The following is a 25,522-nucleotide window of genomic DNA, read 5'->3' on the forward strand; positions in this document are numbered from 1 at the left end:
CTCATTATTCAATTTTAGTGACTTTTAGTGTTTCTCTGATTTTATCTAAATGCTAAATAGTCTAACATGAGCTAATTATACTATGTTTGTTTGGGTTTGTTTGTTTTGCGTAGAGATCGCTTAGGAACAACTAAGAAACTATGAAACATGGCAAAGTTGATGATACTTTAATTTAATTACGATCAAAAAGTGCCAAAATTATGACAAGGATTTCTTATGAGTAATATTTTATGAGTCAGCAAAATACAAAATCACAAAAGTTTAAACCGCAACTGCCATTATTTGAATTTGCCAATGAAGACAAGTTGCATGAATATCATGCACAGACTACTACTAATGTGACAGCAAATCCTAAACCAGATAATTTTAGCGACTATGTGGTCTATGTCGATGAAAGTGGCGACCATAGCCTAGATAGTATCAATCCTGATTATCCTGTCTTTGTATTGGCATTTACTATTTTTCATAAACGTCATTATGCTGAAAAAATTGTGCCTGCTGTTGAGAAGTTTAAGTTTAACTATTTTGGTCATGATTTAATCGTATTACATGAGCATGAAATTCGTAAAAAGAAAAATGCGTTTACACCACTTAACAATCGAGCTTTATATCAATGCTTTATGCATGATTTATCACAGATTATGACACGTAGTAACTTTATACTGGTTGCTTGTGTCATAGATAAAGATAAATTAAAAAACTCTAATATTATGACTGAGGATAATAATCCCTACCATCTAGCATTGGGATTTTGTTTAGAAGGATTGTATGATTTTTTGGCAGAAAAACAGCAGTTAGAGCAAAAAACCCATATTTTAGTAGAATGTCGAGGTAAAAAAGAGGATAAAGCACTAGAGCTTGAATTTCGACGTATGTGTACAGGGGAAAATCGCAAAAAACTACTATTACCTTTTGAGATGGTATTTGTAAATAAACAAGCCAACTCAACAGGATTACAACTGGCAGACTTGGTTGCCAGACCAATCGGCATTAACTATTTGCGTTCTAATCAGCAAAACCAAGCTTTTGAGATTTTAAAAAAGAAATTTATGTGCCGAGGTGGGCGTCAATGTTTAGGAAAAGATTATGAGGATTATGGACTAAAAGTCATACCAAAAATCAAATAACTCTAAAAATTTAAAAAATACAAACGCCAAAAAAGCGAAAAGCCTCTAGGAACCCCCAGAAGCTTAGACGCCGATCGGGAACCCCCAATCCACTTAGGTATTATTATAGGCTGACTTATACTACCTGTAAAGTATAAAACTGATATAAGCATAAGAATAAACTACCTAATAAGGATCAATTTACGCCCACACCTTCTAAACAAACTTTACCCATCTACATTGATAAAAACTGGCAGTCCATCTACTGTCATTTTTTCTTTTATATTAAAGGTTAAAGGTTTGAACATTACTACTTATTGCTTACCAAAATTTTGCACCCAATAAGTGGTATATTCAGAGTTTGCATTAGACGCACACGCCATACCAAAATCTTGGTAATCAGGACTCATCATATTTTTACAATGTCCTTCACTTGCAATCCAGCCATTAATGGTGTCATCCAGTGTTTTTCGACCTGCTGAGATATTTTCCGCTTTATAACTGTTGTTGGCATAGCCTGCGGCAATGATTCTTTGCTCCATTGTGCGACCATCTTGGCTCTCATGACTAAAATAATTATTATCCGCCATGTCTTTGGCATGCAAACTAGCGGACTGCGCCAAATGCCCATTCCAAACTAATGACTCAACCGCTGGATAGAAAGTAGCACCACAATATCTACCTTCACTACGTACTTTATTGACCGCCTCTAGCATGGCTTGTTGGGTTAAACCTTCAGGGCAATGGGTATCTGTCACTGTATTTTTTATATAATTTTTGGCGTTGGGATCTTCTTTACAATCACCAATACAGCAGCCAACTAAGATATTGGCACAGACAAGCACTGATATTATTTTAATTGTGTTTGATATCATGGTTGATTTTCCTTATTTTAATTTTAAAATAACAATATATATTAGAAATTATTAATAAAAATATAAATTACTTAAAATTACGCTGTATAATCATAACCTCTAATAATATTTACTAAGACAATCAGGATTCATAAGCAACTGCCAAAGTTCGAGTTGTTGAAAACTATAAATTAATAATAGACAGCTATTAACTACTGACAACTTCTTTCTGCACCTTCTTGTACAGATATACCAACTTGCATACTAGACTGCCCTCCATTTGCTGACGTCCACCATACTTTACCACTGTCATTTATTGAAACTAAAGGGTTAAAACCATTTTTGCATTTAACTAAATAAGTAGTAAAAGTTCTATGAGTAGCATAATGACGCATCGAAATAACCTTCCCTCCTGCACCAGATGAGCTACTAGAGCTACTACTAGTTGTCGCTGCCATCGCTTGTACTTGTGCATAAAATATTTTGTGATACCACTCCGCCGCCTCACTATCACCTTGCTCTGCCGCTTTGCGATACCATGCCAACGCTTCAATGTCTGATTGAGTTACTCCTTTGCCATCTTTATACATCGCCCCTAAGTTTTTTTGTGCAGGTGCATATCCCTGCTCTGCTGCTTTACGAAACCAAACAACCGCTTCACTGTCTGACTGGCTCACTCCTCTGCCATCTTTATACATCATCCCTAAGTTATTTTGTGCTTCAGCATTACCTCTCCCAACCGCTTTGCGATACCATGCCACCGCTTCACTGTCTGATTGGGTTACTCCTTTACCATCTTCATACATCCTCCCTAAGTTTTTTTGTGCTTCAGCATTAGCTAAAGCATTACCTTGCTCTGCTGCTTTACGATACCACGCCACCGCTTCTCTGTACGATTGGGTTACCCCTCTGCCAAATTCATACATATACCCTAAGTTATTTTGTGCTTTAGCATTACCTTGCGCTGCCGCTTTGCGATACCACGCCACCGCCTCACTGTCTGATTGGGTTACCCCTTTGCCATCTCTATACAGATCTCCTAAGTTTTTTTGTGCATAAGCATCACCTTGCTCTGCTGCTTTGCGAAACCACACCACCGCTTCACTGTCTGATTGCGTTACCCCTTTGCCATCTCTATACATAGTTCCTAAGTTAGATTGTGCAGGTGCATAGTTTTGGGCAGCGGCTTTGCGATACCATGCCACCGCTTCACTGTCTGATTGGCTCACCCCTTTGCCATTTTCATACATCAGCCCTAAGTTGGATTGTGCAGGTGCATAGTTTTGGGCAGCGGCTTTTTTGTACCAAGTCAGTGCTTCTGTGTAGTTTTCGGCTTTATCATAAGCACGACCCAACTGAAACAAATATCGAGGATTGTTAGAGTCTGTAGATAATGCTTGTTGACATGCAGCGATGGCAGCGGCTGAATTTAAGTCATCCCAATCCACGCCTGTAACACCACTGGGGTTATCTTTATTAGCAGGGTGGGCAGCTAGTTTGTCACAGTCATTGACTGTTGTATTTGCCATTGCCATTGAGCTTATTAATAAAGTCGGTAACAATAGGCTGCCTGCCAGTATGGACAGCTTGGTTTTATTGGTGGTTTTATTCATCATGTTATTGCTTATCTTATCTATGCTTGTCTTATTCATGGTTTGATTATGATCCAGTGTAAACTGAGCGGTGCTATGAGTATCTGTCATTTTGGCTTCCTTGTGAGTGTTTTGTAGATAGGTGGTTATTTTATAATTAATAACTATATTAGCTTAAGTATAAATTTAAATATACCTGCAATACAAACTAAGTTTTTCTTTTTTCTACTACAACATCCGCAGCAAATATTTTGTTATGGTCACTATTAAAATACCACAAAAAAAGGCTTTGATTATGACCAATCAAAGCCTTGTTGAAATTTTTAAGATTAAACTTTATTTGCCTTATTTTTAGTAGTCAAATGAGCAATTACGGCTTCATTGCCACCAATACCCGAATACTATCAGGTACAAGTGACAAACTAGATAATGCCGCCTCACCTTGTGCTTTAAGAGATTCTAAACGCTCAACCTCTTCAGCACGCACATTAGGGTTAATCGCCTGTAAATGTTTTAGACGCTTAATTTCACGCTGCCACTGTTGGCTAAAACGCGCTTTTGCCTGCTCACTAATATCATGCAGTTTTTTCTCAGCGATTGCCTGTGCATCTTCATAACGCTGACTAATGACCTCACCACGTAGCTTGACCACTTGGCGGGCACGGTTTTTATCTATGCGTTCAATATGCGGCATGATCATCTCAGCGGTAATGCGCTCTGATAAATCGTGCCCTTGCTCACTGATAAATACTCGAATACTTTGGGTTGGCAACGTCGCTGGCAAATTCAATAATTTGGGGGCAATGGTTTGCACACGGAAAGTCACCTCAAGCATCAGCATACCTTGTGGCACAGTCATACTTTTAAGCATCGCCACGGTAGTATTACCAAATGTGCCTGCGCTGGCAAGCTCATATACCGCCTGCATTAAAGGGTGCTCATGGGTAATAAATGCCATGTCTTCCCGCAATAACGCTTGCTCACGGTCAAAGGTCAACGTCATGCCATCTTCACCAATGGGCAAACTGCTAAGCTCGCTGTGCTGACTGTCTGCTTCTGGTGGATGAATGACCCATGAGCCATCACGCTGTACACTGTGATCTATATTTGCCGAGGATAAAAAACGCTCCAAAAAGGCAGGTAGTAGATTATTGTCATCAAAGTCTGCCATAGTTTTGGCAATGCGTCCTGCCACCCGAGGACGACAAGAGTTATATTCTAACAGACGGTCACGCCCTGCTTGTAGCTGTGCCTCTAACTCTTGACGAACACGCTTCGCCTCTGCAATCAAATCATCTAATTTTGCTTTATTCTCAGTATTGTCTTCTCCTTCTAATAAAGGCTTCAGATCGACAATAAACTGCTCTTGTACCATTTGAGCCGTTGGTGAAATCTGATTAAAGATATTCAATGCTTCATCATACCAACGATACAACCGCTGTTGCGCTGTGCCTTCTACATAAGGAACATGCAGAATAATTTGCTGGGTTTGTCCAATACGATCCAAGCGTCCAATGCGCTGCTCTAAGGTGTCAGGGTTGGCAGGTAAATCCCATAATATTAACTGATTGGCAAATTGAAAATTGCGCCCCTCCGAGCCAATCTCGGAGCATAGCAGGATTTGCGCGCCTTCATCATCAGCAAAAAAGGCTGCCGCTTGGTCACGCTCAAGCAAACTCATCTGCTCTGTAAAGATAGCGGTTTTGATACCTGCATGTAGGCGCAATACTGCTTCAAGACTTTCAATGGTTGCACCACTACGCGCAATCAGCAAAACTTTATGGTGTTTTAGGCTACCTTTTAATAACTCAATCAACCACGGTACTCTCGGATCAGCCTCTAGCCAGCTACCATCAGGTTGGTTTTCCTCACCCCACAACTGCTCACGCAATTTTCCCTGAGTTTGATAGCTGTCCTGCCAGCTTTCGGGCAGCGGCAGTGGATGCGGCTGACAACGACGACCATGAAACCCTTGCACGCTGTCTCGGGTATTACGAAATAACACGCGCCCTGTGCCATGTCGGTCTAATAGCTCATTGAGCGCATACGCACGCAGCTTTTCATCTTCATTAATCGCTTGTAGCTCATCAGCCTCTTCAAAGCCTAATAGCTGAGTCAAAGCGGCTATTTGCCCTGTGCTCAATGGCTTATCGGCTATCAAGACATCTGCCACTGCCGCTGTTTCAGCAAAGGCGTGTTGACTATCGAGAAAATCATCCAAATCATCAAAACGATCAGGGTCTAGCAAACGCAAGCGGGCAAAATGGCTCTCTGCCCCTAATTGCTCTGGTGTTGCGGTTAATAATAATAAGCCTTTGGTTTCATGGGCAAAATCAGCAATCAGCTCATATTTTTCATTACCACCATTTTCATCATCCCAATGCAGATGATGGGCTTCATCAACCACTAATAAATCAAAACCTGCTTCAATGGCTTGCTCATACAAATCATGATGATCCAGCATCAAATCAATACTGGCAATAATACACTGCTCAGTAGCAAAGACATTTTGCTCAGGGTCATGCTCTTTGATGGCAGCGGTACGCACCAAATCAAACAACGAAAATTCCAAATTAAAGCGACGACGCAGCTCGATCATCCACTGATACTGCAAACTATCAGGCACAAGGATAAGCACCCGTTCTGCCTTACCTGTCATCAGTTGTTGATGAATAATCAAACCTGCTTCGATGGTTTTGCCCAGTCCCACTTCATCAGCCAGCATCACCCGCGGATACAATCGCTTACCCACTTCATGCGCAATATATAACTGATGCGGAATAATATCGACCCGAGCACCCATCAAGCCTTTGAGTGGATGCGCTGCCAATGCTGACTGCATGCGCAAAATATCTTGGCGCAGTGCATACCAATCTGTGCGCTCTACCCGACCTGCCAACAACCGCTCCAATGGTCGAGCCAACGTGATATTAGCCGCCAGTCGTGTCTCCATAATGCCACGATCACTACCTGCCACCTGATATTTGATCACCCCCATCACCTCTTCGACAGCAGTGACGGTATGGGTATTACCATCTTGATCACCCACTTCATCACCTACCTTAAACACCACCCGAGATAAGGGGGCAGAGTTTTTGGCATAGACTCGTGTCTCTTCACTTTGTGGGAATAAAATATGCACGCAGCGATCATCTACTGCTACAACGACGCCAAGCCCAAGCTCCGACTCAGTGTCTGATAAATAACGCTGACCAACAGCAAATTCAGGATTTAGTGCAGCAGATATAGTCATAAACCTCAGGTTTCCAAAATCAGTGAATGGTGTGAAAACTAATAATGAGCAGATAGCTATTTTTTGTTAATGGCTATCATAACCGATGCGAGAGAAAAACGCATCGAAAAAGCCGCTTATAGCCATTTAATGCACGCACCCGCCCATATTTTCAAGGGTAAATTATCAATTTTCACCAAACTTAGTATGGTGAATATCCCCATGACTGCTAATTTAGCAAAACTGTTATTGATAAAAACCGTTATTGATAATTACCAAGCACTGCCACAAACACAGCAGCCACCGTGTAAATAAGTTTGTATAATAAGCTTGTATCAATATTTATCCCTATCAATACCATCAATCCCCATTTTATACCTTTTTTCACCTGACACTATGTTGAAACATCAATAAATTCATCAATAAAGTAAGGACAAGTAATGAAAGCCGTATTTTTAGACCGTGGTACATTTTTAGACACTGTTGACTTGCCTGCGCCACAAGGCATTAGTGACTATGTGGTATATGATACGACGCCTCAAGATGACACAACAATCATTGAGCGTTGCCAAGATGCTGACATCGTTATTACCAATAAAGTCAAAATTAATCAACAAATCATTGAAAAACTGCCCAAACTCAAGCTGATTCAGCTCACCGCCACTGGTAAAAATAATGTCGATGAAGCGGCTTGTAAAGATAACAACATTACCCTTTATAATGTGGCTGGCTATGCCATCAAAAGTGTGCCAGAGCATACCTTTATGCTGATGCTCAATGCGATGCGAGCAGGTTTGTATTATCATCACAAAGTCAGTGATGGCACATGGCAACAAGATGGTAATTTTTGCTTATTAGATATCCCCCTCATTGATTTAGAAGACAAAACATTAGGAATTATTGGTGCAGGTACGATTGGTCGGCGCGTCGGTGAAATTGCCAAAGCCTTTGGTATGCAGGTGTTATGGGCTGAGCATCAAGGTAAAACACCACGCAATGATGATTATACCGCCTTTGATGAAGTGCTTAAGCGCTGTGACGTGTTGAGCTTACATTGTCCACTAATCGATGCCACCAAGCATCTGATTAATGCAGATAACATCAGCAAAATGAAGCAACAACCTTTGTTGGTCAATGTCGCTCGTGGTGGGGTGGTTGATAGCCAAGCGGTGGTCGATGCAATCAATAATGAGCAGCTACTTGGCTATGCCACTGACGTGTTTGCCGAAGAACCCATTGCTGATAATGATCCACTGCTTACTTTGGCAGATCATCCCCGAGTGGTATTTAGCCCGCATAATGCATGGGGCAGTCTGGCAGCCCAACAGACCCTATGGGATATATTGAGTAAACAGGTGAGCGAGTTTATTGAGAACAATTAAATAGAGTCATGCTAGCGCATAAAAACTAAAGAATTAAAGCATAGAAATAGAAACTAAAGAAAAATTGCAGCAAACCAATCAAGCGACTGAGTGGTTAGAGGAACAAAAAATGCTCAACTAAGCAAACACTAACCACTCATCTTCAATACTATCTTTTAATAGCATGCGGCGATCTTTTAAATAATTATGCTCAACACGCCAAGGATAACAATCCCCTTGCTTGGGTAGATCATCTTGCGCACGCTTTATATATCCAGCAGAAAGTGAGCCCATAACTGTCTCAGTAAGTTTATGCACACGCGTTTTTTTATTATCATTTTTCTGGTGTTGATAATTAGCTTCTGTCTTTGCGACGACCACCTGCACATTTTGCTTATCCATATAGTCAAATAAGCGCATCAGATACTGACAAGCAAGCTCAATCTTTAATGTCCAAGACGCATTGGTATAGCCAAATAAAATCGCCATATTTGGGACATCACCAATCATCACCGCTTTATAAGTTAAGCAATCACCTACATCAATAAAGGTATCATCAACACATACCTTAGCACCGCCAAGCATCTGCAACTTAAGCCCTGTTGCCGTCACAATAATATCTGCTGCTATCTCTTGCCCATCTTGCATCACCACAGCCGATGCGCTAAAGCGTTTGATCTGCCCTGTCACCACATCAGCACTTCCGCTTTGCAATGCTTGAAATAAATCATCATCTGGCACAGCACACAAGCGCTCATCCCACGGATCATAACTTGGTGAAAAATGCTTCAGTGACACATCACTGCCTTTTAATGCTTGTTTTACTTTATGGGTCAAGATGGCTTTCATAGCCTTAGGTGCACGTGTCGCAAACTGATAGATGCCCTGCTGCAACAACAAATTGCGCCAACGCATCAATTCATAAAGACGTTTTTTATACAGTGGTTTGTTATGTTTGTTATATGGTTGTTTTTTATCTAGAGCCGTTGCGCATTTATCCAATATCTCTAGCAGCTTATCGCGCCCATGAATACTGGCAACATAAGTGGGGGATCGCTGTATCATGGTCACATGATGGGCACATTGCTCAGCCGTTTTATCCACCAACGCTGGTACCAGCGTCATGGCTGTTGCTCCACTGCCAATCACCACCACATCTTTGCCATCATAATCCACATCCTGCCAATTTTGCGGATGGATAATCTGTCCTGTAAACTCCTGCTGATCTTCAAACTGTGGCTGATACCCTTGCTCAGTATCATAATAACCTGTCGCCCCCACCACAAACTTAGCAATGATCTGTGTCACTTCTTTTGTCTGTGTATTTTTAATCGTCGCTGTCCACTGCTTGCTATCACTTGACCACGTTAACTGCGTGACCATACAACCATAACGAATGTGCTGCTGCACATCATATTTATGTGCTATCTGCTTTAAGTATTGTTTAATATCCTCACCTTTTGCCAGTGTTGAGGATTGCAACCAAGGGGCAAAGCCGTAGCCCAAAGTCAGCATGTCTGAATCTGAGCGCACCCCTGGGTAACGAAATATATCCCAAGTACCCCCAAGCGACTCACGTTTTTCGACAATCATAAACCGCTTGTGTGGCTGCTGCTCCTGCAAATAACACGCCATTGCAATGCCTGAAATTCCAGCACCAATAATCAACACATCACAATCATCTGTTGCCATATTTGTCGCTGTGCTGATTACTGTATTGTGATTTTTTAGCATAAAAAGATTCAAATAAAAAAGGTGACTTTTATAGTGCCATATTTTTTACCGCTCACTATTCATATCTTGTAACGGCTGTGAAAGCCGCTCGGGGTGGCGTGGCATCACCCCACGATATTGCTGATAGATTTTTTGTAAATCTGCCTCAATATCACCTGTTGGCTCTACAGGTGTCATAAAGCGAATCTGTTTGCTTTTATAGTCCATTGCCACAGGAATAATTGGCACACCTGCGGCTTGAGCAATGTAATAAAAGCCCGTTTTCCATTTATCGCTATAGCCACGCTTTCCCTCTGGTGCTAAGCCCAAAAATAATGGCTGACCATGTTGAAACTTATCAATACTGGCTTGTAATACTGAGCCTTTTTTTTCTCTATCAATGGGAATCACCCCTGACCATTTTAAAAATGACCCCAAGACAGGAACTTTAAATAGGCTCTGCTTACCCATAATCTTAATATCTAAATCTAATGCAAGCAAAGTAGGAATGGCATAAACCCCATCAATATTAGAAGTATGTGGTACTGCCAATAGTACCGCTTGAGAGATATTCGGAATACTACCCACGATCCGCCATCCTGACGCTGTCAAAAAGCCCTTGGCAAGCTTCGGTATCAACTTACCGCCACGCTTTGGAATCAGGTCACCCAATTGTGCCTTACTCAAACTTGGTAGTTCACCTTCGTGATCGTGTTTCATAAATCCTCATATTTACAAAAATATTTACCAATACTAGCACCATACAAAAGTTTATAAAACCACTTTTATCCGCTACCGTGCTACAAGGTAATATTAATACAGCTTTAGTTAAGTATTAGCTATATGAGAATTTAATGGCACACCTATAATCTTAAGTCATTGTTATATTAAGGATTTATTAAATAGGATTAAAATAACGATTAAATTCGTAATTTCTTTATTGCAACCATAGCAACGATTTATAATCACTCACTCCTACCTTGTTTTACTGTTAACAACCATCACTAAAACAGACCACCTTTATACTGCTATACCGCAATTTCTGCCAGATCACCTTTACGCTCTAGCCAATCTTTACGATCCGAGGCACGTTTTTTTGCCAGCAACATATCCATAATTTGGTTGGTTAACTGCATATCATCCATATCTAACTGTACCAAACGTCTGGTATCGGGATTCATGGTTGTCTCGCGCAAATGCTCTGGATCCATCTCACCCAATCCTTTAAAACGAGTAATTTTTGGCTTGGTATTGCCAGATACCTTGGCTAAAATTTGAGCCAACTCATCTTCATCTAGGGCATAATGCACCTCTTTACCAATATCGATACGATACAAAGGCGGCATGGCAACAAACAAATGCCCAGCATCCACCAGTGTTGGGAAATGCTTAACAAACAACGCACAAATCAAAGTCGCAATATGTAATCCATCTGAGTCAGCATCAGCAAGAATACAGATCTTGTCATAGCGCAGCTCAGATAAATCATCCGATGCGGGATCTACCCCAATGGCAATGGCAATGTCGTGAATCTCTTGGCTTGATAACACCGTATCAGGCGACACTTCCCATGTATTTAAAATCTTACCACGCAGTGGCAATATTGCCTGAAAATGGCGATCACGAGCCTGTTTGGCACTGCCCCCTGCCGAGTCCCCTTCGACCAAAAACAGCTCCGCACTATCACGCAAATTACCACGACAGTCCGCCAATTTCCCGGGTAGCGCAGGCCCTTGAGTAATTTTCTTTCTCGCTACTTTTTTGGCAGATTTTAGCCGTTTACCTGCTTTGGATATGGCTAACTCAGCAATTTGCGCAGCAATTTGTGCATGTTGATTGAGCCATAAACTAAACGCATCTTTTGCCAATGTCTGCACTGCTGCCGCCGCCTCTCGACTCGACAAGCGTTCTTTAGTCTGCCCAGAGAACTGTGGCTCTGAAAATTTGAGCGATAAAATATAATTGACTCCGTCCCACACATCCTCGCCCGTTAACTTAACATTGCGAGGCAACAAATTGTGAATATCACAAAACTCGCGCAATGCTTCTAATATGCCCGTACGCAAACCATTAACATGCGTGCCTCCTTGCGCAGTCGGAATCAAATTAACATAACTTTCTTGAATCGGTGTACCGCCCTCTGGCAACCAAGATAACACAAACGTCACCCCTGCCCGCTCATCTTTGGCAGCATCATAAGTATAATAAAATGGCTCAGGTGGCAATGTCTCTAAGCCATCGAGCTGCTCATTAAGGTACTCCACCACCCCATCACTAAACTGCCACACCACTTTGTCATCGTTAATCTCATCAACAAACTCAATAGTTAAGCCTGCCGCCAACACCGCTTTGGCTTTTAGATTATGTTTAAGCTGCTTAACACTAAACTTTGGACTGTCAAAAAATGACTCATCGGCCCAAAAGCGTACCTTAGTACCACGTTTGCGCTTATTAGAGCTCACCGTTTGTTGCAAACTGCTCACAGGCACACCCTGCTCAAACGCAATATTGTACTCTGTGCCATCACGCCACACCGTGACTTCTACTCGGGTAGATAATGCATTGACCACCGAAATACCAACGCCATGCAATCCTCCAGATACCTGATAGTTATTGGTCGAAAACTTACCACCAGCATGTAGCCGTGTCAAAATCAGCTCGATACCTGTCTGATTAAACTCAGGATGAATATCGGTTGGCATACCCCGCCCATCATCTTCAACCGATAATGATCCATCTTTATAAAGCTGAACCTTGATGGTTTTGGCATAACCTGCCAACGCTTCATCGACAGAGTTATCAATGACCTCTTGTGCCAAGTGGTTAGGACGAGTGGTATCGGTATACATACCTGGACGACGACGAACAGGCTCTAAACCTTCTAATACTTCTAGCGACTGTGCAGTATATTGACTCACAACATTCCCTTTTTCATATTGATATGCAAATATCTATTATAACGAAATTTTTAGCAGCGATTGCGTAGATAAAAAACTTTACGACAATTAGCGTCGTGATTATCAATTTGGACAACATAAAAAACATGCTAGAATTTAGAAATTCTTATTATTTAATGATTTAGACAGCCATCATGCCACAACAAATTGAGTTATTTAAAATTGATAACCCTTGCATTGGTGTCTGCCAAAGCAATAAAAAGGGCTATTGTTTTGGCTGTCTACGTAATCGTACCGAACGTCAACTGTGGTTACAAATGACAGATGAACAAAGAAAAGAAGTGCTACAGCTAATTATCAAACGCAAAAAACGTATTGAGCAACTACGCAACCGTCAACAAGAGCAAATGAGTTTAGATTTTGATACGCCTACAGAAACCCCCAAATTATTTTGATTGACAAAAAAGCATCAGTTAACCCTAAAGCATAAAAAAACCCCACTGTAATGATGACATTCAGTGGGGTTTTAGTCTTTTTGGTATACCCGATTATTAGTAAATAGGAATAAAAGGGGTTTTGCTATATCTTAATATAGCGATTAGATACCTGGTGCAGTTTCTACCGCTTCAGGAACGCCAGCATCTTTTTTGCTTTGCGCGCCATCACGACGGAAAGATAACTTTTCACGGATACGTGCAGATTTACCAGAACGCTCACGTAGATAGTAAAGTTTGGCACGACGAACATCACCACGACGTTTCACTTCGATACTATCGATCAGTGGTGAATGTAGTTGGAACGCACGCTCAACACCAATACCACTAGAGATTTTACGCACGGTAAATGCTGAGTTAATACCACGATTACGCTTAGCGATAACAACGCCTTCATAGGCCTGTAGACGCTCACGCTCACCTTCACGGACTTTTACTTGAACCACGACAGTATCACCAGGAGCAAAACTTGGATGTTGACGTAGTTGAGAGTTTTCCACAGATTGGACTAGCGGATGCTTGTTGCTCATGAGATTTCTCCTCACATAAGATGATAGAGGCTTGACGCATATCACCTGTTTGTAATAATTAAAAACACACCACGTCTTAATTTGGTATGCACAATGGGGGAATAATTTGAATATAACAATAACTTTATATCGATAGTCATATCATAGTGCTAAATGGCAAATATCAGCCGTTAACCGCACAATAAAACTTGGTTAGATATATCAGATATCATAGTCAAATATCATATTTTTACTACAGCAGTTGTCTATTATCATAATAGACAAATCTGCGTTAACTTTGATATTGCTTGATTTTGTAATGCACCCTAACTAACTTTACTTAGTAGCAGATTTTTGCATTTGCTGTAGCCATTTTTGTTGCTGCGCTGTTGGCTCAAAACGCTGCCATAAATCTGGTCTGCGCTGTTGCGTACGTTTTACCTTTTGTACAAAACGCCATTTTTCAATATTGGCATGATGACCTGATAATAAAACCTCTGGCACAGCCATACCAGCAAATAGCGTCGGCTTGGTATAATGCGGACAATCTAACAAGCCATCAACAAAAGAATCTTGCTCAGCAGACAACGCATCACCCATCACATTTGGCAAACGGCGAATGATGCTATCCATCATTACCATCGCTGGCAGCTCACCACCTGTTAATACATAATCACCGATGGATACTTCAGCATCAACATAATTGGCTAATAGCCGCTCATCAATGCCTTCATAACGACCACACAACAAAATGACACCATCATAATCACTAAATGACAATACCACTGACTCAGATAACTGCTCACCTTGTGGCGATAAGTACACCACAGGACAAAATTGAGCACCGAGGCGACAACCATGAGCACTGGCGCGGCTACGGGCATCTTCAATGGCTTTTACCAATGGTTCAACCATCATCACCATACCCGGACCACCACCATAAGGACGTTCATCAATACGGCGATAATTATCTGTGGTATGGTCTCGTGGATTGATGCAATCGATGGTCACTTGTCCTTGCGCCACTGCCCTACCTGTAATGCCATAATTTGTAATGGCATCGAACATCTCAGGTAAAATAGTGATTACCGCAAAATACATAATTAATCCATCGCCTAACCAACCCATTTATAGGTGTGTATATACGTCACTGATACTAACCACAGCTTAACAGCCACTTATTAGTAACAATTTAGTAATCACGCTCCCATATCACGGTCAGTTGATTTTTTTGCTTATCCACATCTGCCACTGTTTGCTTATGCCAAGGGATTAATCGCTGCTCATCATCGATACTATCTGAGGTTGGCACCACCACCATAATGGCATGTGCGCCTGTCTCAAACAGCTCTTTGATGTCACCTAAATACTCACCTTGCTCATTAATCACTTGCATCGATACCAAATCCGACCAGTAGTACTCGTCTTCTTCAGGCTCAGGCAAGCTGTCTTGTGTCACCCAGATGGGTACGCCATTCATGGTTTCGGCAAGATTACGGTCTGGTATCTCTTCAAACTGAGCAACCAGTCCTGCGCCTTGCTGACGCCAATTTATAACGGTTAACGGCTTCATACCCGTGGCAGTCTTAATCCACCACGGTTTTAAATCAAAAATTGCCTCACGATCATCTAATTCACTAAATACCCACAACCAGCCCTTAATGCCATAAGGCTTTTTAAGTTGACCGATTTTCATCAATCCATCTGTATTGTGGGGTGTGCTCATAAGGGGTATTACACTCAAATCAAAGCATTAAAACAATAAGATAACCTCAATAAAATATAAAGCGCTCAACGCTCTAATTTATTTTAGTTATCTAGATCCAGACTGGCTAAAAACTAACATATTTCAGCTTTAAGCAGATGCTTGTTCAGTTTCTTCAGTGGCTGGCTTATAGTTTTTAGCTAATGAAGCAACACGATCCGAAGGCTGAGCACCTTTTTCGATCCACGCATTATAGGCTTCCATGTTAAGGCGTACAGCCTCTTCATTGCCTTTTGCTAATGGGTTAAAAAAGCCAATGTTTTCGATGTAACGACCGTCACGTGAACGACGTTGATCTGCAACTACGACTTGATAAAATGGGCGTTTCTTGGCACCGCCCCGTGCTAAACGAATAACAACCATGTGAACTCTCTCTTTCGCAGGTATACCAAAAAGGGCATAATTATATCAGATTAACCATATTTTGCCTACTAAAACAATGTTTATTTTATTGACAAACAAAAATACCTATCATATAAGGCAAGCAAGCATTTTGTACACACCATTTTTAACTTTAAATGCTATGCTTATACTTTAGGTGCATACTACTGCATCTGTTAGCTACAACATCAGTTAAAAGTGACATAGATTAAAAATTAAAAAGGCATCAATATGAGATCTTGGTCAAGACAGCTACAACGCTGGCGGCTACGTCCCTACTCCAATACTTGGCAAACCACATTTTGGGTGATGATGATTGTGATGCTCAGTGTTACCCTCTCTTTATGGTTTTTTTGGCGTAGCTTATATTTGCCTGAGCTACGCAACCATGCTCGCTATCTATCGACAGAAGTTCAACTATTAACCCAAGTACAAACCGTTTGGAAAGACCAACCAAAAGTGCAGCAGTGGATTTATGATAATAGCCATATTGTCGTGGTCACAGACCGCAATCAATTCCCTGAAGTCGAAGAAAAAACCTTCGCTGGGTTATTTACCGACATCTTAGCCGAAGAAATCAGTGAGCAGCTAGGTCATGAGGTGGTGGTATATTTTAAGTTCAAACCCTCACCTCAGCTTTGGATACATGATAATCAATATCCAGATTTATGGATGCGTGAGCCAGTGATCTATTATGCTCAATATAGCCCAAGCTCATTATTATTCTTTTTATTTGGTATTCCTATTTTTAGTTTATTGACAATTTTACTGTTAGTGCGTCAACTCAATCGCCCTTTACGTAAACTGCAAAAAGCAGCAAACAATTATATTCAGTTGGGTCACGTTACTTCCCTACCCACACGTACAGGCTCGGTAGAGATACGTCAGGTGAATACAGCGTTTAATCGCTTATTTACTACGTTAAGCCAAGCACAAAAAGAACGTACCATCATGCTCGCTGGTATCTCACATGATCTACGTACACCCCTAACGCGGATGCGTCTAACTGCTGAGATGCTGCCAGATGATTTTTTTAGAGAAGGGTTAATTTATGATATTGAAGATATGGATGCCATCTTAGAGCAATTTATTTCGTTTATGAAGGATGGATCAGATGAACCAGTACGTTTAACAGATTTAAATGCAATTTTTAAAGAAGTCATCGTGCAATTTGCACCGCTACCTTTTATTTATGAGCCTGAGCCAATGGAGCTTGTTCCTGTTCGCCCACTATCTATTAAGCGGCTTATTATTAATTTGGTTAACAATGCCAATCGTTATGGCAAACCACCCATTTATCTATCAGCAACAATCACTCCAACTTTTACTAACACCACAACAATCAATGATGCTAATCCTCTTGAAGAAGATGAATCAACAGACATCATCGCTGATAACAGCTTAACCCCCGCTTCAGAAAAAACCTTAATCATTTGTGTACGTGACTGTGGAGAGGGCGTAGCAGATACCAATTTACAACGTATCATGCAACCATTTGAGCGTGGCGAATCAGCACGCACCACCCAAGGCAGTGGTTTAGGGCTCGCCATTGTCAATCGTATTGCCAATCTTCATCACGGTACAGTTGAAGCAACCAACCACCCTGAAGGTGGTTTACAAGTATGTGTTAAAATTCCATTACTTGCCAAAGCTGTCATCAGCAAGCCCACACCAGAAAATAATTAAACATTCATATTCATCAGTAGTAACAAAGTTATCACTACTTTTCTGTACCGATTAATGGCGGAATGGCAGCAGAGTTATTTTGAAACTCAATGGGTGCAACCAATTCAGCTTGGGCTTGTTGTAAGCTTTTGGTGGGCTGTGGGGTATAAAAAAACATAAAATAGCTTAATACTCCAGCATTAACCACTACCAACGCAGTAAATAAATATGGCATACCACCTCTCTTATAGATTATGAGCTTTGATAGTCAAAGCACTGTTTTATTATGGTACTATCTTTATCTCTAATCTGCTTCATCAATAATTTTACGCTGCCCTTTTTCTTGCGTTAGTTGGTCAGCAGTAATGGTTTGTGCCAATGGTTTTACTGGCCAAGTCATTATAAAGCGTGCACCACCTAACTCAGGGCTTTCATCTACTTTCATACTACCATTAAACCAAAATGCAATACGAGACACAATAGACAATCCCAAACCATAGCCACCGGATGCTCGAGTACGGCTATCATCAAGACGAGCAAAGGGAATAAATACCTTCTCTCTATCTTCTTCAGGTATGCCCTGTCCATCATCTTCAACACTGACAAAGGCTTCACCTTTATGCACACCAGCACTGATAATAATGGTCGACTCTGCATAACGCAGCGCATTACCTGCTAAATTTTGTACCACTCGGTGTAAATAACGGTGATCGGCAATCGCAGTAATTTTAGGTGGTGGTGTACGCCCTTCAACTGTAATGGGCTTACCCAAAGCATTGGTCTCACGTACCACTTGCTCTACCAAACTTTTTAAATTAACCGCTTCTAAATTCAGCTTAGGTGACCCCTCCTCAAGCTTGGCATAAGTTAAAATCTCATCAATCAAACTATTTAAAGATTCTATATCTTCATCAATATAATCTCGCTGCATTTGCCGAGACTCAATATCATCGGTGTCTGCCAACATATCTACCGCAAAACGAATTCTTGCCACAGGCGTACGCAGCTCGTGCGAGACAGCCCGCGTCAGCTCACGTTGCGACTCAATCAAACGCTTAATGTGCTCGGTCATGGTATTAAATGTGGCTGCCAAACGGGCAATTTCATCTTGCCCCACCACTTGTACCCGAATATCTAAGTTACCATCACCAACTTCATTCACCCCAGATTGAATCAACTGTAGCTTACGCTCTAACGGAAAAATCAGTGCATATACCCCCAAGCTAATCAAAAACATACTAATCAGAACCACACTGAGGATCAAATTAAAGGGAAACCACTTAAACAGTTTTACCGGCCCCATCACAATCGCCATATTAGGTAACTCTGATGGTGCAATTACTTTAATAGAGGAATCTTCATTACTGGTACTGTCACGAAATAAGATAACTACCTCATCACGGCGTAGCCTTGCCATCTGCTCACGGTCTAAATTTATATCATCAATAGCAGTCAAAGACAGCGGGAAAAAGAAGTTTTCGCTTAGCTCTTTGAGTCGTACTTGTTTTTCTTCCAAACTTGGATAATAAGACAAATCATCTAATAATAAAATTGCCATTGCCCGAACTTGCTGCTCAGTGACCTGAGTGATACGGATACTTAAAATATTGCCATCATCTTGTAGTGGATGGAAAATATCAGCATATGAAGGATGACTGACATAACGCACCACCGTCTTATTATTTTCTAAACGCTTTAGCTCACTAGAGGTAAACTCTACAGACTCTCTAGGAATAATGACAAATTCATCACCAAATAAACTACTCACATCTGCCAGCCAATAATTGCGTTGCATGGGCGTTTTTTGGTGTGAAATTCCCTCACTTACCAAATACAACATACCCGTGGCGATATTTTCACGATACGTTTGGATACGCTCTTTATTAATGGTATCTACTAATAACTGAGCAAACAAACCAACGCATAAGCAGACCAACAATAACCCTGCATAGATACGCAGAAAAATACTGTGTTTAAGAGAGGATAATAAAGACATAGAATTGGCACATCATAGTAGGACACATGGTATTAAGACAGATATTAACAAGGCACAAAAAAAGCCAGCAGTTTGCTGACTTATTATAGATAAGAATCACCAAAAACACATCTAATACTTATATACCAATATGTCTTTGGTGCAGATAATACATGTAATACAGCAAGCGTAGCTAAATCGTCGTAAATTTATGGAAGCCAGACTATATTAGTTGCCTTCTTTAACAAATAAATAACCTTTACTACGTACTGTTTTGATACGTTTTGGATTTTCTGGATCATCACCAATCTTCGGACGAATACGAGAAATACGAACATCAATAGAACGATCTTGTCCATCATATTCAATACCACGCAAACGCTCAAAGATATCTTCACGAGACAAGATACGACCAGCATTTGAAGCCAATAACCACAGCAAATCATACTCAGCACTGGTAAAATCAACCAACTCATCATTTAGCGTCACTGAGCGACCGCCATTATCAATGACCAACTCGCCAAACTCTAGACGTTGTGGTACATCCTCAGAAGGCGCTGTCTCTGAACGACGCAGCAACGCACGAATGCGAGCTAATAATACTCTTGGCTGAGCAGGCTTAGCAACGTAATCATCTGCTCCCATCTCAAGTCCTAACACTTGATCCATATCTTCAGTACGCGCAGTCAACATCAGTATGGGTTGCTGATAATGTGGACGTACTTCACGGCATACCGTCAAGCCATCACTACCTGGTAGCATCACATCAAGTACCACCAAATCTGGCTGTTCATTCACAATGCGACGAATAGCACGATTACCATCTGTTTCTATGGCAACATCCAGTCCGTTTTTTACCAAATAGTCTTGGGTCAGCATTGCTAGACGCTCATCATCCTCTACAATTAGGATTCTAGGGGTTTGTTCTTCTTCAGTATGAGCCATAACTCTTCCTCTAATCTTCAAGATTTACCAATAACACAGTATTTTTTATGCTACTGCTTGGTAATTTGTTCTTCACATTTTATCAATATATTAACTAAGGTACGCATTACCTATAACATATTCACAACTACACTACAATGTAAACAAAAAAAAAATTTATAACCAGTGCTAAATCGTAACCTTATAAAAATTTATAATAGGATATAAAAAAACAGCCCTGTTAGTGGACTGTTTTTACAAAAGAATGATAAGTATAGTTAATAGTCCAATATAAATAGACTAAGCACGGTTGCGATACTTTCTAATCGTTTGTAGCTGAGCCACTGATTCTGCCAATGAAGCCAATGCCGCATTGGTTTGTACACTATCTGATTGATTAGCCAACATTTGCTCTGCTTTTTGACGAGCTTCGACAATTTTTGCTTCATCTAAATCATGAGCTCTAGCAGCAGTATCTGCTAACACAGTCACTAGCTTAGGCTGAATTTCGAGCACACCACCAGAGACATAAATGACTTCTTCATTACCATCAGGTGTTTGCAGACGCATCGAGCCGGGTTTTAACAGGGTAATCATTGGTGTGTGACCAGCCAATACCCCAATTTCACCTTCACTACCTGTGGCAATTAGCATGGTGATTTCACCATCATAAATCTGTTCGCGTGCACTTACAACTCGACATTGTAGGGTGGCCATGTGACTCTTCCTCTTCCAATCAATCTATAAAGCAAATGGCTATTATTTAATTTATAAGACAAGGAATATACAATATCCCTATGCCCTATCAATCAACAGCGCTCTTATGCTGCCGATTTAAGTTTTTCAGCCTTAGCCACAACTTCATCAATACTACCTGCCATATAGAAAGCTTGCTCAGGTAGATCATCATACTTACCATCTAGGATATCTCTAAAGCTTGAGATGGTATCACGTAGAGATACATATTTACCTGGCGCACCAGTAAATACCTCTGCAACGTGGAAAGGCTGCGACAAGAAGCGTTGAATCTTACGAGCACGATATACTACAAGTTTATCTTCTTCTGACAACTCATCCATACCCAAGATAGCAATAATATCTTTTAACTCTTTATAACGCTGTAGTACCTCTTGCACACCACGAGCAACAGAGTAGTGCTCTTCACCAATCACTTGTGGATCAAGCTGACGAGAAGTTGAATCTAGTGGATCAATCGCAGGATAAATACCTTGTGAGGCAATATCACGGCTTAATACAACCGTTGCATCTAAGTGAGCAAAGGTAGTTGCTGGTGATGGGTCAGTTAAGTCATCAGCAGGTACATATACCGCTTGGATAGAGGTAATAGAGCCTGTTTGCGTTGAGGTAATACGTTCTTGTAGCACCCCCATCTCTTCTGCCAATGTTGGCTGATAACCAACCGCAGAAGGCATACGACCTAATAGTGCTGATACTTCTGTACCTGCTAGGGTATAACGATAAATGTTATCGACGAACAATAGGACGTCACGACCTTTACCACTTTCATCTGTCTGATCACGGAAATACTCAGCCATGGTCAAGCCTGTTAGTGCAACACGTAAACGGTTACCTGGTGGCTCATTCATCTGACCATATACCATCGCAACTTTTGATTTGCTAAAGTCTTCAGTGTTCACAACACCAGCTTCTTGCATCTCATGATAGAAGTCATTACCCTCACGAGTACGCTCACCAACACCAGCAAATACTGACAAACCTGAGTGTTTTAAAGCGATGTTGTTAATCAGCTCCATCATGTTAACGGTTTTACCAACACCTGCACCACCAAACAGTCCAACTTTACCACCTTTTGCAAATGGGCAAAGTAAGTCAATCACTTTAATACCTGTCTCTAAAAGATCAGTACTATTTGACTGCTCATCATAGCTTGGGGCTTGACGATGGATAGACCATTTATCTTCAGCATTAACAGGGCCACATTCATCGATTGGACGACCCAATACATCCATAATGCGTCCCAAAGTGGCTTCACCCACAGGCACTGTAATTGGAGCACCAGTGTTAGTCACAGGCAAACCACGCTTTAGCCCTTCGGTAGAGCCCATCGCGATTGTACGGACAATACCATCACCCAACTGCTGTTGTACCTCAAGTGTGGTATCAGTACCATCTACTACCAAAGCATCATATACCTGTGGTACATCGCTACGGTTAAATTCGACGTCAATAACCGCTCCAATAATCTGTACAATACGACCGCTACTCATGGCGTTCTCCTGAACTTGAATATGTCTTTAAGCTAAAATATATCTAATATATAAGGTATTTAGAACATAGCCAAATAAGCTATCTTCTACTAAAATTTATTAAGAGACCGCAGCCGCACCGCCAACAATCTCAGAAATCTCACGGGTAATCGCTGCTTGACGCAATTTGTTATAGACTAATTGTAGGTCATCAATGAGATTACCTGCATTGTCTGTTGCCGCCTTCATCGCCACCATACGAGCAGATTGTTCAGAAGCAATGTTTTCCATCACTGCTTGATATACAATAGACTCAATATAACGTCCTAACAAACCATCAATCAATGTTTTTACATCTGGCTCGTAGATATAATCCCAACTTAAATCCGTCTGAATCCCAGACTCTTCAGAAACTGCATGTTCTGGTAATGGAACAAGTTGGTTCACTGTTGGCTGTTGTACCATGGCATTGACAAACTGATTATAAACCAGATAAATACGATCTAAGTGTCCATGACGATAATCATCTAGCATGGCTTGCACAGGCGAATTTAGCTGTTCAAATGTTGGGTTGTCACCATAGTCAGTCTGTACAGAAGTTACTTTACCACCAAAACTCTTAAAAAAGCTCACACCTTTTGAACCAATGACTGCATATTCAGCATCTACCGATTGGTTTTGATAGTCTTTTACATGATGCATGAGACGTTTAAATAAGTTCACGTTCAGACCACCAGCCAGACCACGATCTGAAGTAATAACAATATAACCAACTCGATTGGTCGAACGAGTTGTCATATAAGGATGCTTATAATCAGTCGATGCACGCACTAAATGCGAGATAACTCGGCGCATACTATCTGCATAAGGTCTGCCGATTTGCATACGCTCTTGAGCACGGCGCATTTTACTGGCTGCAACCATCTGCATGGCACGAGTAATTTTTTGGGTACTTTTGATACTCGTAACTTTTGCACGAATTTCTTTTAAACTTGCCATAACATATCCAACTCGACGAGATAAATAAATATACTGGGTAAAGATGTTAACAAGGCAACAAAACCGCAAGTATTAGTAGCAAAAAATAGTGACTTGTTTTGATGAAGTTAATTATATTACATAATCAACTCCACCTATCAATCTATTAATAAGCTGCTAATGCACTCACTATTTTGCAAGTCATTAGCACAATTATTCTATTATTCTCTATTAATTAGTAGCTGTGATCTTGTTTAAATGCTTCAATAGAAGACTTTAATTGAGCTGCTATATCATCATTATAATTTGCAGTCTCATTAAGCTCACGCATCAAATCACCATGTTGATCTTGCATATAGCGTAAATAAGCCTCTTCAAAATCACCAATCTTATCTACTGGTACATCAGCTAAATAGCCTTCGTTTGAAGCATAAATAACCACTGCTTGCTCAGCAACAGACATTGGCTGATATTGCTTTTGCTTCATAAGTTCTGTGACACGCTCACCATGCTCTAACTGCTGCTTAGTAGCATCATCTAGGTCAGAAGCAAACTGGGCAAATGCTGCCAATTCACGATATTGTGCCAATGCGGTACGAATACCACCAGATAGTTTTTTGATGATCTTAGTTTGAGCAGAACCACCAACACGAGATACTGAAATACCAGCATTCACCGCAGGACGAATACCTGAGTTAAATAGGCTAGATTCTAGGAAAATCTGTCCATCAGTAATCGAGATCACGTTGGTTGGTACGAATGCAGATACGTCACCAGCTTGGGTTTCAATAATTGGTAGTGCAGTTAATGAGCCTGTTTTACCTTTGACTTCACCGTTGGTAAACTCTTCAACATAATCTGCATTGACGCGTGAAGCACGTTCAAGTAAACGTGAATGAAGATAGAATACATCCCCTGGATAGGCTTCACGACCTGGTGGACGACGCAATAGTAGAGAAATTTGACGATAAGCAACTGCTTGCTTAGATAAATCATCATATACAATCAATGCATCTTCACCACGGTCACGGAAATATTCTCCCATGGTACAACCAGAATATGGTGCAATATACTGTAGGGCTGCTGGCTCAGAGGCTGATGCCACAACAACAGTGGTATAAGCCAATGCGCCTGTTTGCTCAAGTTTGCGTACCACGTTTGCGATGGTAGAACGTTTTTGTCCAATCGCTACATACACACATTTAATACCAGAGTCTTTCTGTGCAATGATGGCATCGATTGCCAACGCAGTTTTACCTGTTTGACGGTCACCAATGATAAGCTCACGCTGACCACGTCCAATAGGAATCATGGTATCAACTGCTTTATAACCTGTCATTACTGGTTGATCAACTGACTGACGAGCAATAACACCAGGTGCAATTTTTTCGACTTTATCAGTTAATTGTGCATTGATAGGACCTTTACCATCGATGGGATTACCAAGCGCATCAACAACACGCCCTAGTAATTCAGGACCTACAGGTACTTCTAAAATACGACCAGTACAATAAGCTTTTTGACCTTCTTGTAGGCTTAAATAATCTCCGAGTACCACCGCACCGACAGAGTCACGTTCAAGGTTCAATGCCATACCATAGACATCGCCTTCAAATTCGATCATCTCACCGTACATAGCATCTTCAAGACCATGAATCTGTACAATACCATCTGATACTTTGACGATTGTACCTTCATTTTTTGCAGTCACACCCGCATCAAGGTCTTGAATACGCTGCTTAATCAGATTACTGATTTCCGCTGGATTCAACTGTTGCATTGCCTTGTTTCCTTTAATATGTGATTACCAACCCACTGGCTTATATCTTATATACTGTTATTCTAGAT

22 protein-coding genes are annotated in these 25,522 nt (G+C 41.0%); 5 read left to right on the plus strand and 17 right to left on the minus strand.

Annotated features, from left to right (window positions below):
- The first annotated feature begins 230 nt into the window (after positions 1-230).
- The gene (locus FHK89_RS06610) at positions 231-1,127 is read left to right on the plus strand and encodes a DUF3800 domain-containing protein (RefSeq protein WP_230658274.1); all 897 of its coding nucleotides are present in this window, start codon (positions 231-233) and stop codon (positions 1,125-1,127) included.
- A gap of 293 nt (positions 1,128-1,420) precedes the next feature.
- On the opposite strand, the gene FHK89_RS06615 is transcribed toward FHK89_RS06610, so the two are convergent.
- The 3 genes from FHK89_RS06615 to rapA form a co-directional block, all read right to left on the minus strand.
- Complete coding sequence (locus FHK89_RS06615) at positions 1,421-1,981, minus strand: CAP domain-containing protein (protein ID WP_230658277.1); 561 nt, start codon at positions 1,979-1,981, stop codon at positions 1,421-1,423.
- A gap of 191 nt (positions 1,982-2,172) precedes the next feature.
- A complete protein-coding gene (locus tag FHK89_RS14950) occupies positions 2,173-3,663 on the minus strand; it encodes a tetratricopeptide repeat protein (RefSeq protein WP_329958694.1) in 1,491 nt (496 codons plus the stop codon).
- Positions 3,664-3,922: 259 nt separating this feature from the next.
- On the minus strand, positions 3,923-6,805 hold the full coding sequence (gene rapA / locus FHK89_RS06635) for an RNA polymerase-associated protein RapA (RefSeq protein ID WP_230658280.1): 2,883 nt from the start codon (positions 6,803-6,805) through the stop codon (positions 3,923-3,925).
- Positions 6,806-6,874: 69 nt separating this feature from the next.
- On the opposite strand from rapA, the gene FHK89_RS06640 reads away from it, so the two are divergent.
- Together FHK89_RS06640 and FHK89_RS06645 are read left to right on the plus strand one after the other, a co-directional pair.
- On the plus strand, positions 6,875-7,099 hold the full coding sequence (locus tag FHK89_RS06640; RefSeq protein WP_230658283.1) for a hypothetical protein: 225 nt from the start codon (positions 6,875-6,877) through the stop codon (positions 7,097-7,099).
- A 125-nt stretch (positions 7,100-7,224) separates the two neighbouring features.
- The gene (locus tag FHK89_RS06645; RefSeq protein WP_230658287.1) at positions 7,225-8,166 is read left to right on the plus strand and encodes a D-2-hydroxyacid dehydrogenase; all 942 of its coding nucleotides are present in this window, start codon (positions 7,225-7,227) and stop codon (positions 8,164-8,166) included.
- A 117-nt stretch (positions 8,167-8,283) separates the two neighbouring features.
- On the opposite strand, the gene FHK89_RS06650 is transcribed toward FHK89_RS06645, so the two are convergent.
- From FHK89_RS06650 to parE, 3 genes are all read right to left on the minus strand, one after another.
- Positions 8,284-9,879 (minus strand): flavin-containing monooxygenase, encoded by a 1,596-nt coding sequence (locus FHK89_RS06650; protein WP_230658290.1) that lies wholly within the window; start codon positions 9,877-9,879, stop codon positions 8,284-8,286.
- A gap of 45 nt (positions 9,880-9,924) precedes the next feature.
- Positions 9,925-10,578 (minus strand): lysophospholipid acyltransferase family protein, encoded by a 654-nt coding sequence (locus FHK89_RS06655; RefSeq protein WP_230658293.1) that lies wholly within the window; start codon positions 10,576-10,578, stop codon positions 9,925-9,927.
- A gap of 308 nt (positions 10,579-10,886) precedes the next feature.
- Entirely contained in the window at positions 10,887-12,776 is a 1,890-nt protein-coding gene (parE, locus tag FHK89_RS06660) for a DNA topoisomerase IV subunit B (RefSeq protein WP_230658297.1), read from the minus strand.
- Between the two features lie 173 nt (positions 12,777-12,949).
- Between parE and FHK89_RS06665 the strand changes: the two genes are divergently transcribed.
- On the plus strand, positions 12,950-13,210 hold the full coding sequence (locus FHK89_RS06665) for a DUF1289 domain-containing protein (RefSeq protein WP_230658299.1): 261 nt from the start codon (positions 12,950-12,952) through the stop codon (positions 13,208-13,210).
- Positions 13,211-13,353: 143 nt separating this feature from the next.
- Here FHK89_RS06665 and rplS read toward each other — a convergent pair whose 3' ends face one another.
- The 4 genes from rplS to rpsP all read right to left on the minus strand — a co-directional run bounded on the left by rplS (position 13,354) and on the right by rpsP (position 15,886).
- On the minus strand, positions 13,354-13,779 hold the full coding sequence (rplS, locus tag FHK89_RS06670) for a 50S ribosomal protein L19 (RefSeq protein WP_230658301.1): 426 nt from the start codon (positions 13,777-13,779) through the stop codon (positions 13,354-13,356).
- 315 nt (positions 13,780-14,094) lie between these two features.
- Complete coding sequence (gene trmD / locus FHK89_RS06675) at positions 14,095-14,859, minus strand: tRNA (guanosine(37)-N1)-methyltransferase TrmD (protein ID WP_230658304.1); 765 nt, start codon at positions 14,857-14,859, stop codon at positions 14,095-14,097.
- Between the two features lie 91 nt (positions 14,860-14,950).
- A complete protein-coding gene (gene rimM / locus FHK89_RS06680; protein ID WP_230658307.1) occupies positions 14,951-15,484 on the minus strand; it encodes a ribosome maturation factor RimM in 534 nt (177 codons plus the stop codon).
- A 129-nt stretch (positions 15,485-15,613) separates the two neighbouring features.
- Positions 15,614-15,886 carry a 30S ribosomal protein S16 gene (gene rpsP, locus FHK89_RS06685; RefSeq protein ID WP_230658311.1) on the minus strand — a complete coding sequence of 91 codons (273 nt, stop codon included), beginning with the start codon at positions 15,884-15,886 and terminating at the stop codon, positions 15,614-15,616.
- Between the two features lie 249 nt (positions 15,887-16,135).
- Here rpsP and FHK89_RS06690 point away from each other — a divergent pair, with 249 nt between their 5' ends.
- Positions 16,136-17,590 (plus strand): ATP-binding protein, encoded by a 1,455-nt coding sequence (locus tag FHK89_RS06690; protein WP_230658314.1) that lies wholly within the window; start codon positions 16,136-16,138, stop codon positions 17,588-17,590.
- 34 nt (positions 17,591-17,624) lie between these two features.
- Here the strand turns inward: FHK89_RS06690 and FHK89_RS06695 are convergent, their stop codons facing one another.
- The 7 genes from FHK89_RS06695 to atpA form a co-directional block, all read right to left on the minus strand.
- Positions 17,625-17,804, minus strand: coding sequence for a hypothetical protein (locus tag FHK89_RS06695; RefSeq protein ID WP_230658317.1), 180 nt, complete (start codon positions 17,802-17,804; stop codon positions 17,625-17,627).
- A 69-nt stretch (positions 17,805-17,873) separates the two neighbouring features.
- Positions 17,874-19,565 (minus strand): ATP-binding protein, encoded by a 1,692-nt coding sequence (locus FHK89_RS06700; RefSeq protein WP_230658320.1) that lies wholly within the window; start codon positions 19,563-19,565, stop codon positions 17,874-17,876.
- Positions 19,566-19,772: 207 nt separating this feature from the next.
- Positions 19,773-20,489, minus strand: a complete 717-nt coding sequence (locus tag FHK89_RS06705; RefSeq protein ID WP_230658322.1) for a response regulator — start codon at positions 20,487-20,489, stop codon at positions 19,773-19,775.
- Positions 20,490-20,768: 279 nt separating this feature from the next.
- Positions 20,769-21,185 carry a F0F1 ATP synthase subunit epsilon gene (locus FHK89_RS06710; RefSeq protein WP_230658325.1) on the minus strand — a complete coding sequence of 139 codons (417 nt, stop codon included), beginning with the start codon at positions 21,183-21,185 and terminating at the stop codon, positions 20,769-20,771.
- A 104-nt stretch (positions 21,186-21,289) separates the two neighbouring features.
- Positions 21,290-22,717 carry a F0F1 ATP synthase subunit beta gene (gene atpD / locus FHK89_RS06715; protein WP_230658328.1) on the minus strand — a complete coding sequence of 476 codons (1,428 nt, stop codon included), beginning with the start codon at positions 22,715-22,717 and terminating at the stop codon, positions 21,290-21,292.
- A gap of 99 nt (positions 22,718-22,816) precedes the next feature.
- Positions 22,817-23,695: a F0F1 ATP synthase subunit gamma gene (atpG, locus tag FHK89_RS06720; protein WP_230658331.1), complete on the minus strand. Its 879-nt coding sequence runs from the start codon at positions 23,693-23,695 to the stop codon at positions 22,817-22,819.
- Positions 23,696-23,909: 214 nt separating this feature from the next.
- The gene (gene atpA, locus FHK89_RS06725) at positions 23,910-25,454 is read right to left on the minus strand and encodes a F0F1 ATP synthase subunit alpha (protein ID WP_230658334.1); all 1,545 of its coding nucleotides are present in this window, start codon (positions 25,452-25,454) and stop codon (positions 23,910-23,912) included.
- Between the last annotated feature and the right edge of the window lie 68 nt (positions 25,455-25,522).

It is taken from the genome of Psychrobacter sp. I-STPA10, assembly GCF_021012795.1.
Taxonomy (GTDB): Bacteria; Pseudomonadota; Gammaproteobacteria; order Pseudomonadales; family Moraxellaceae; genus Psychrobacter.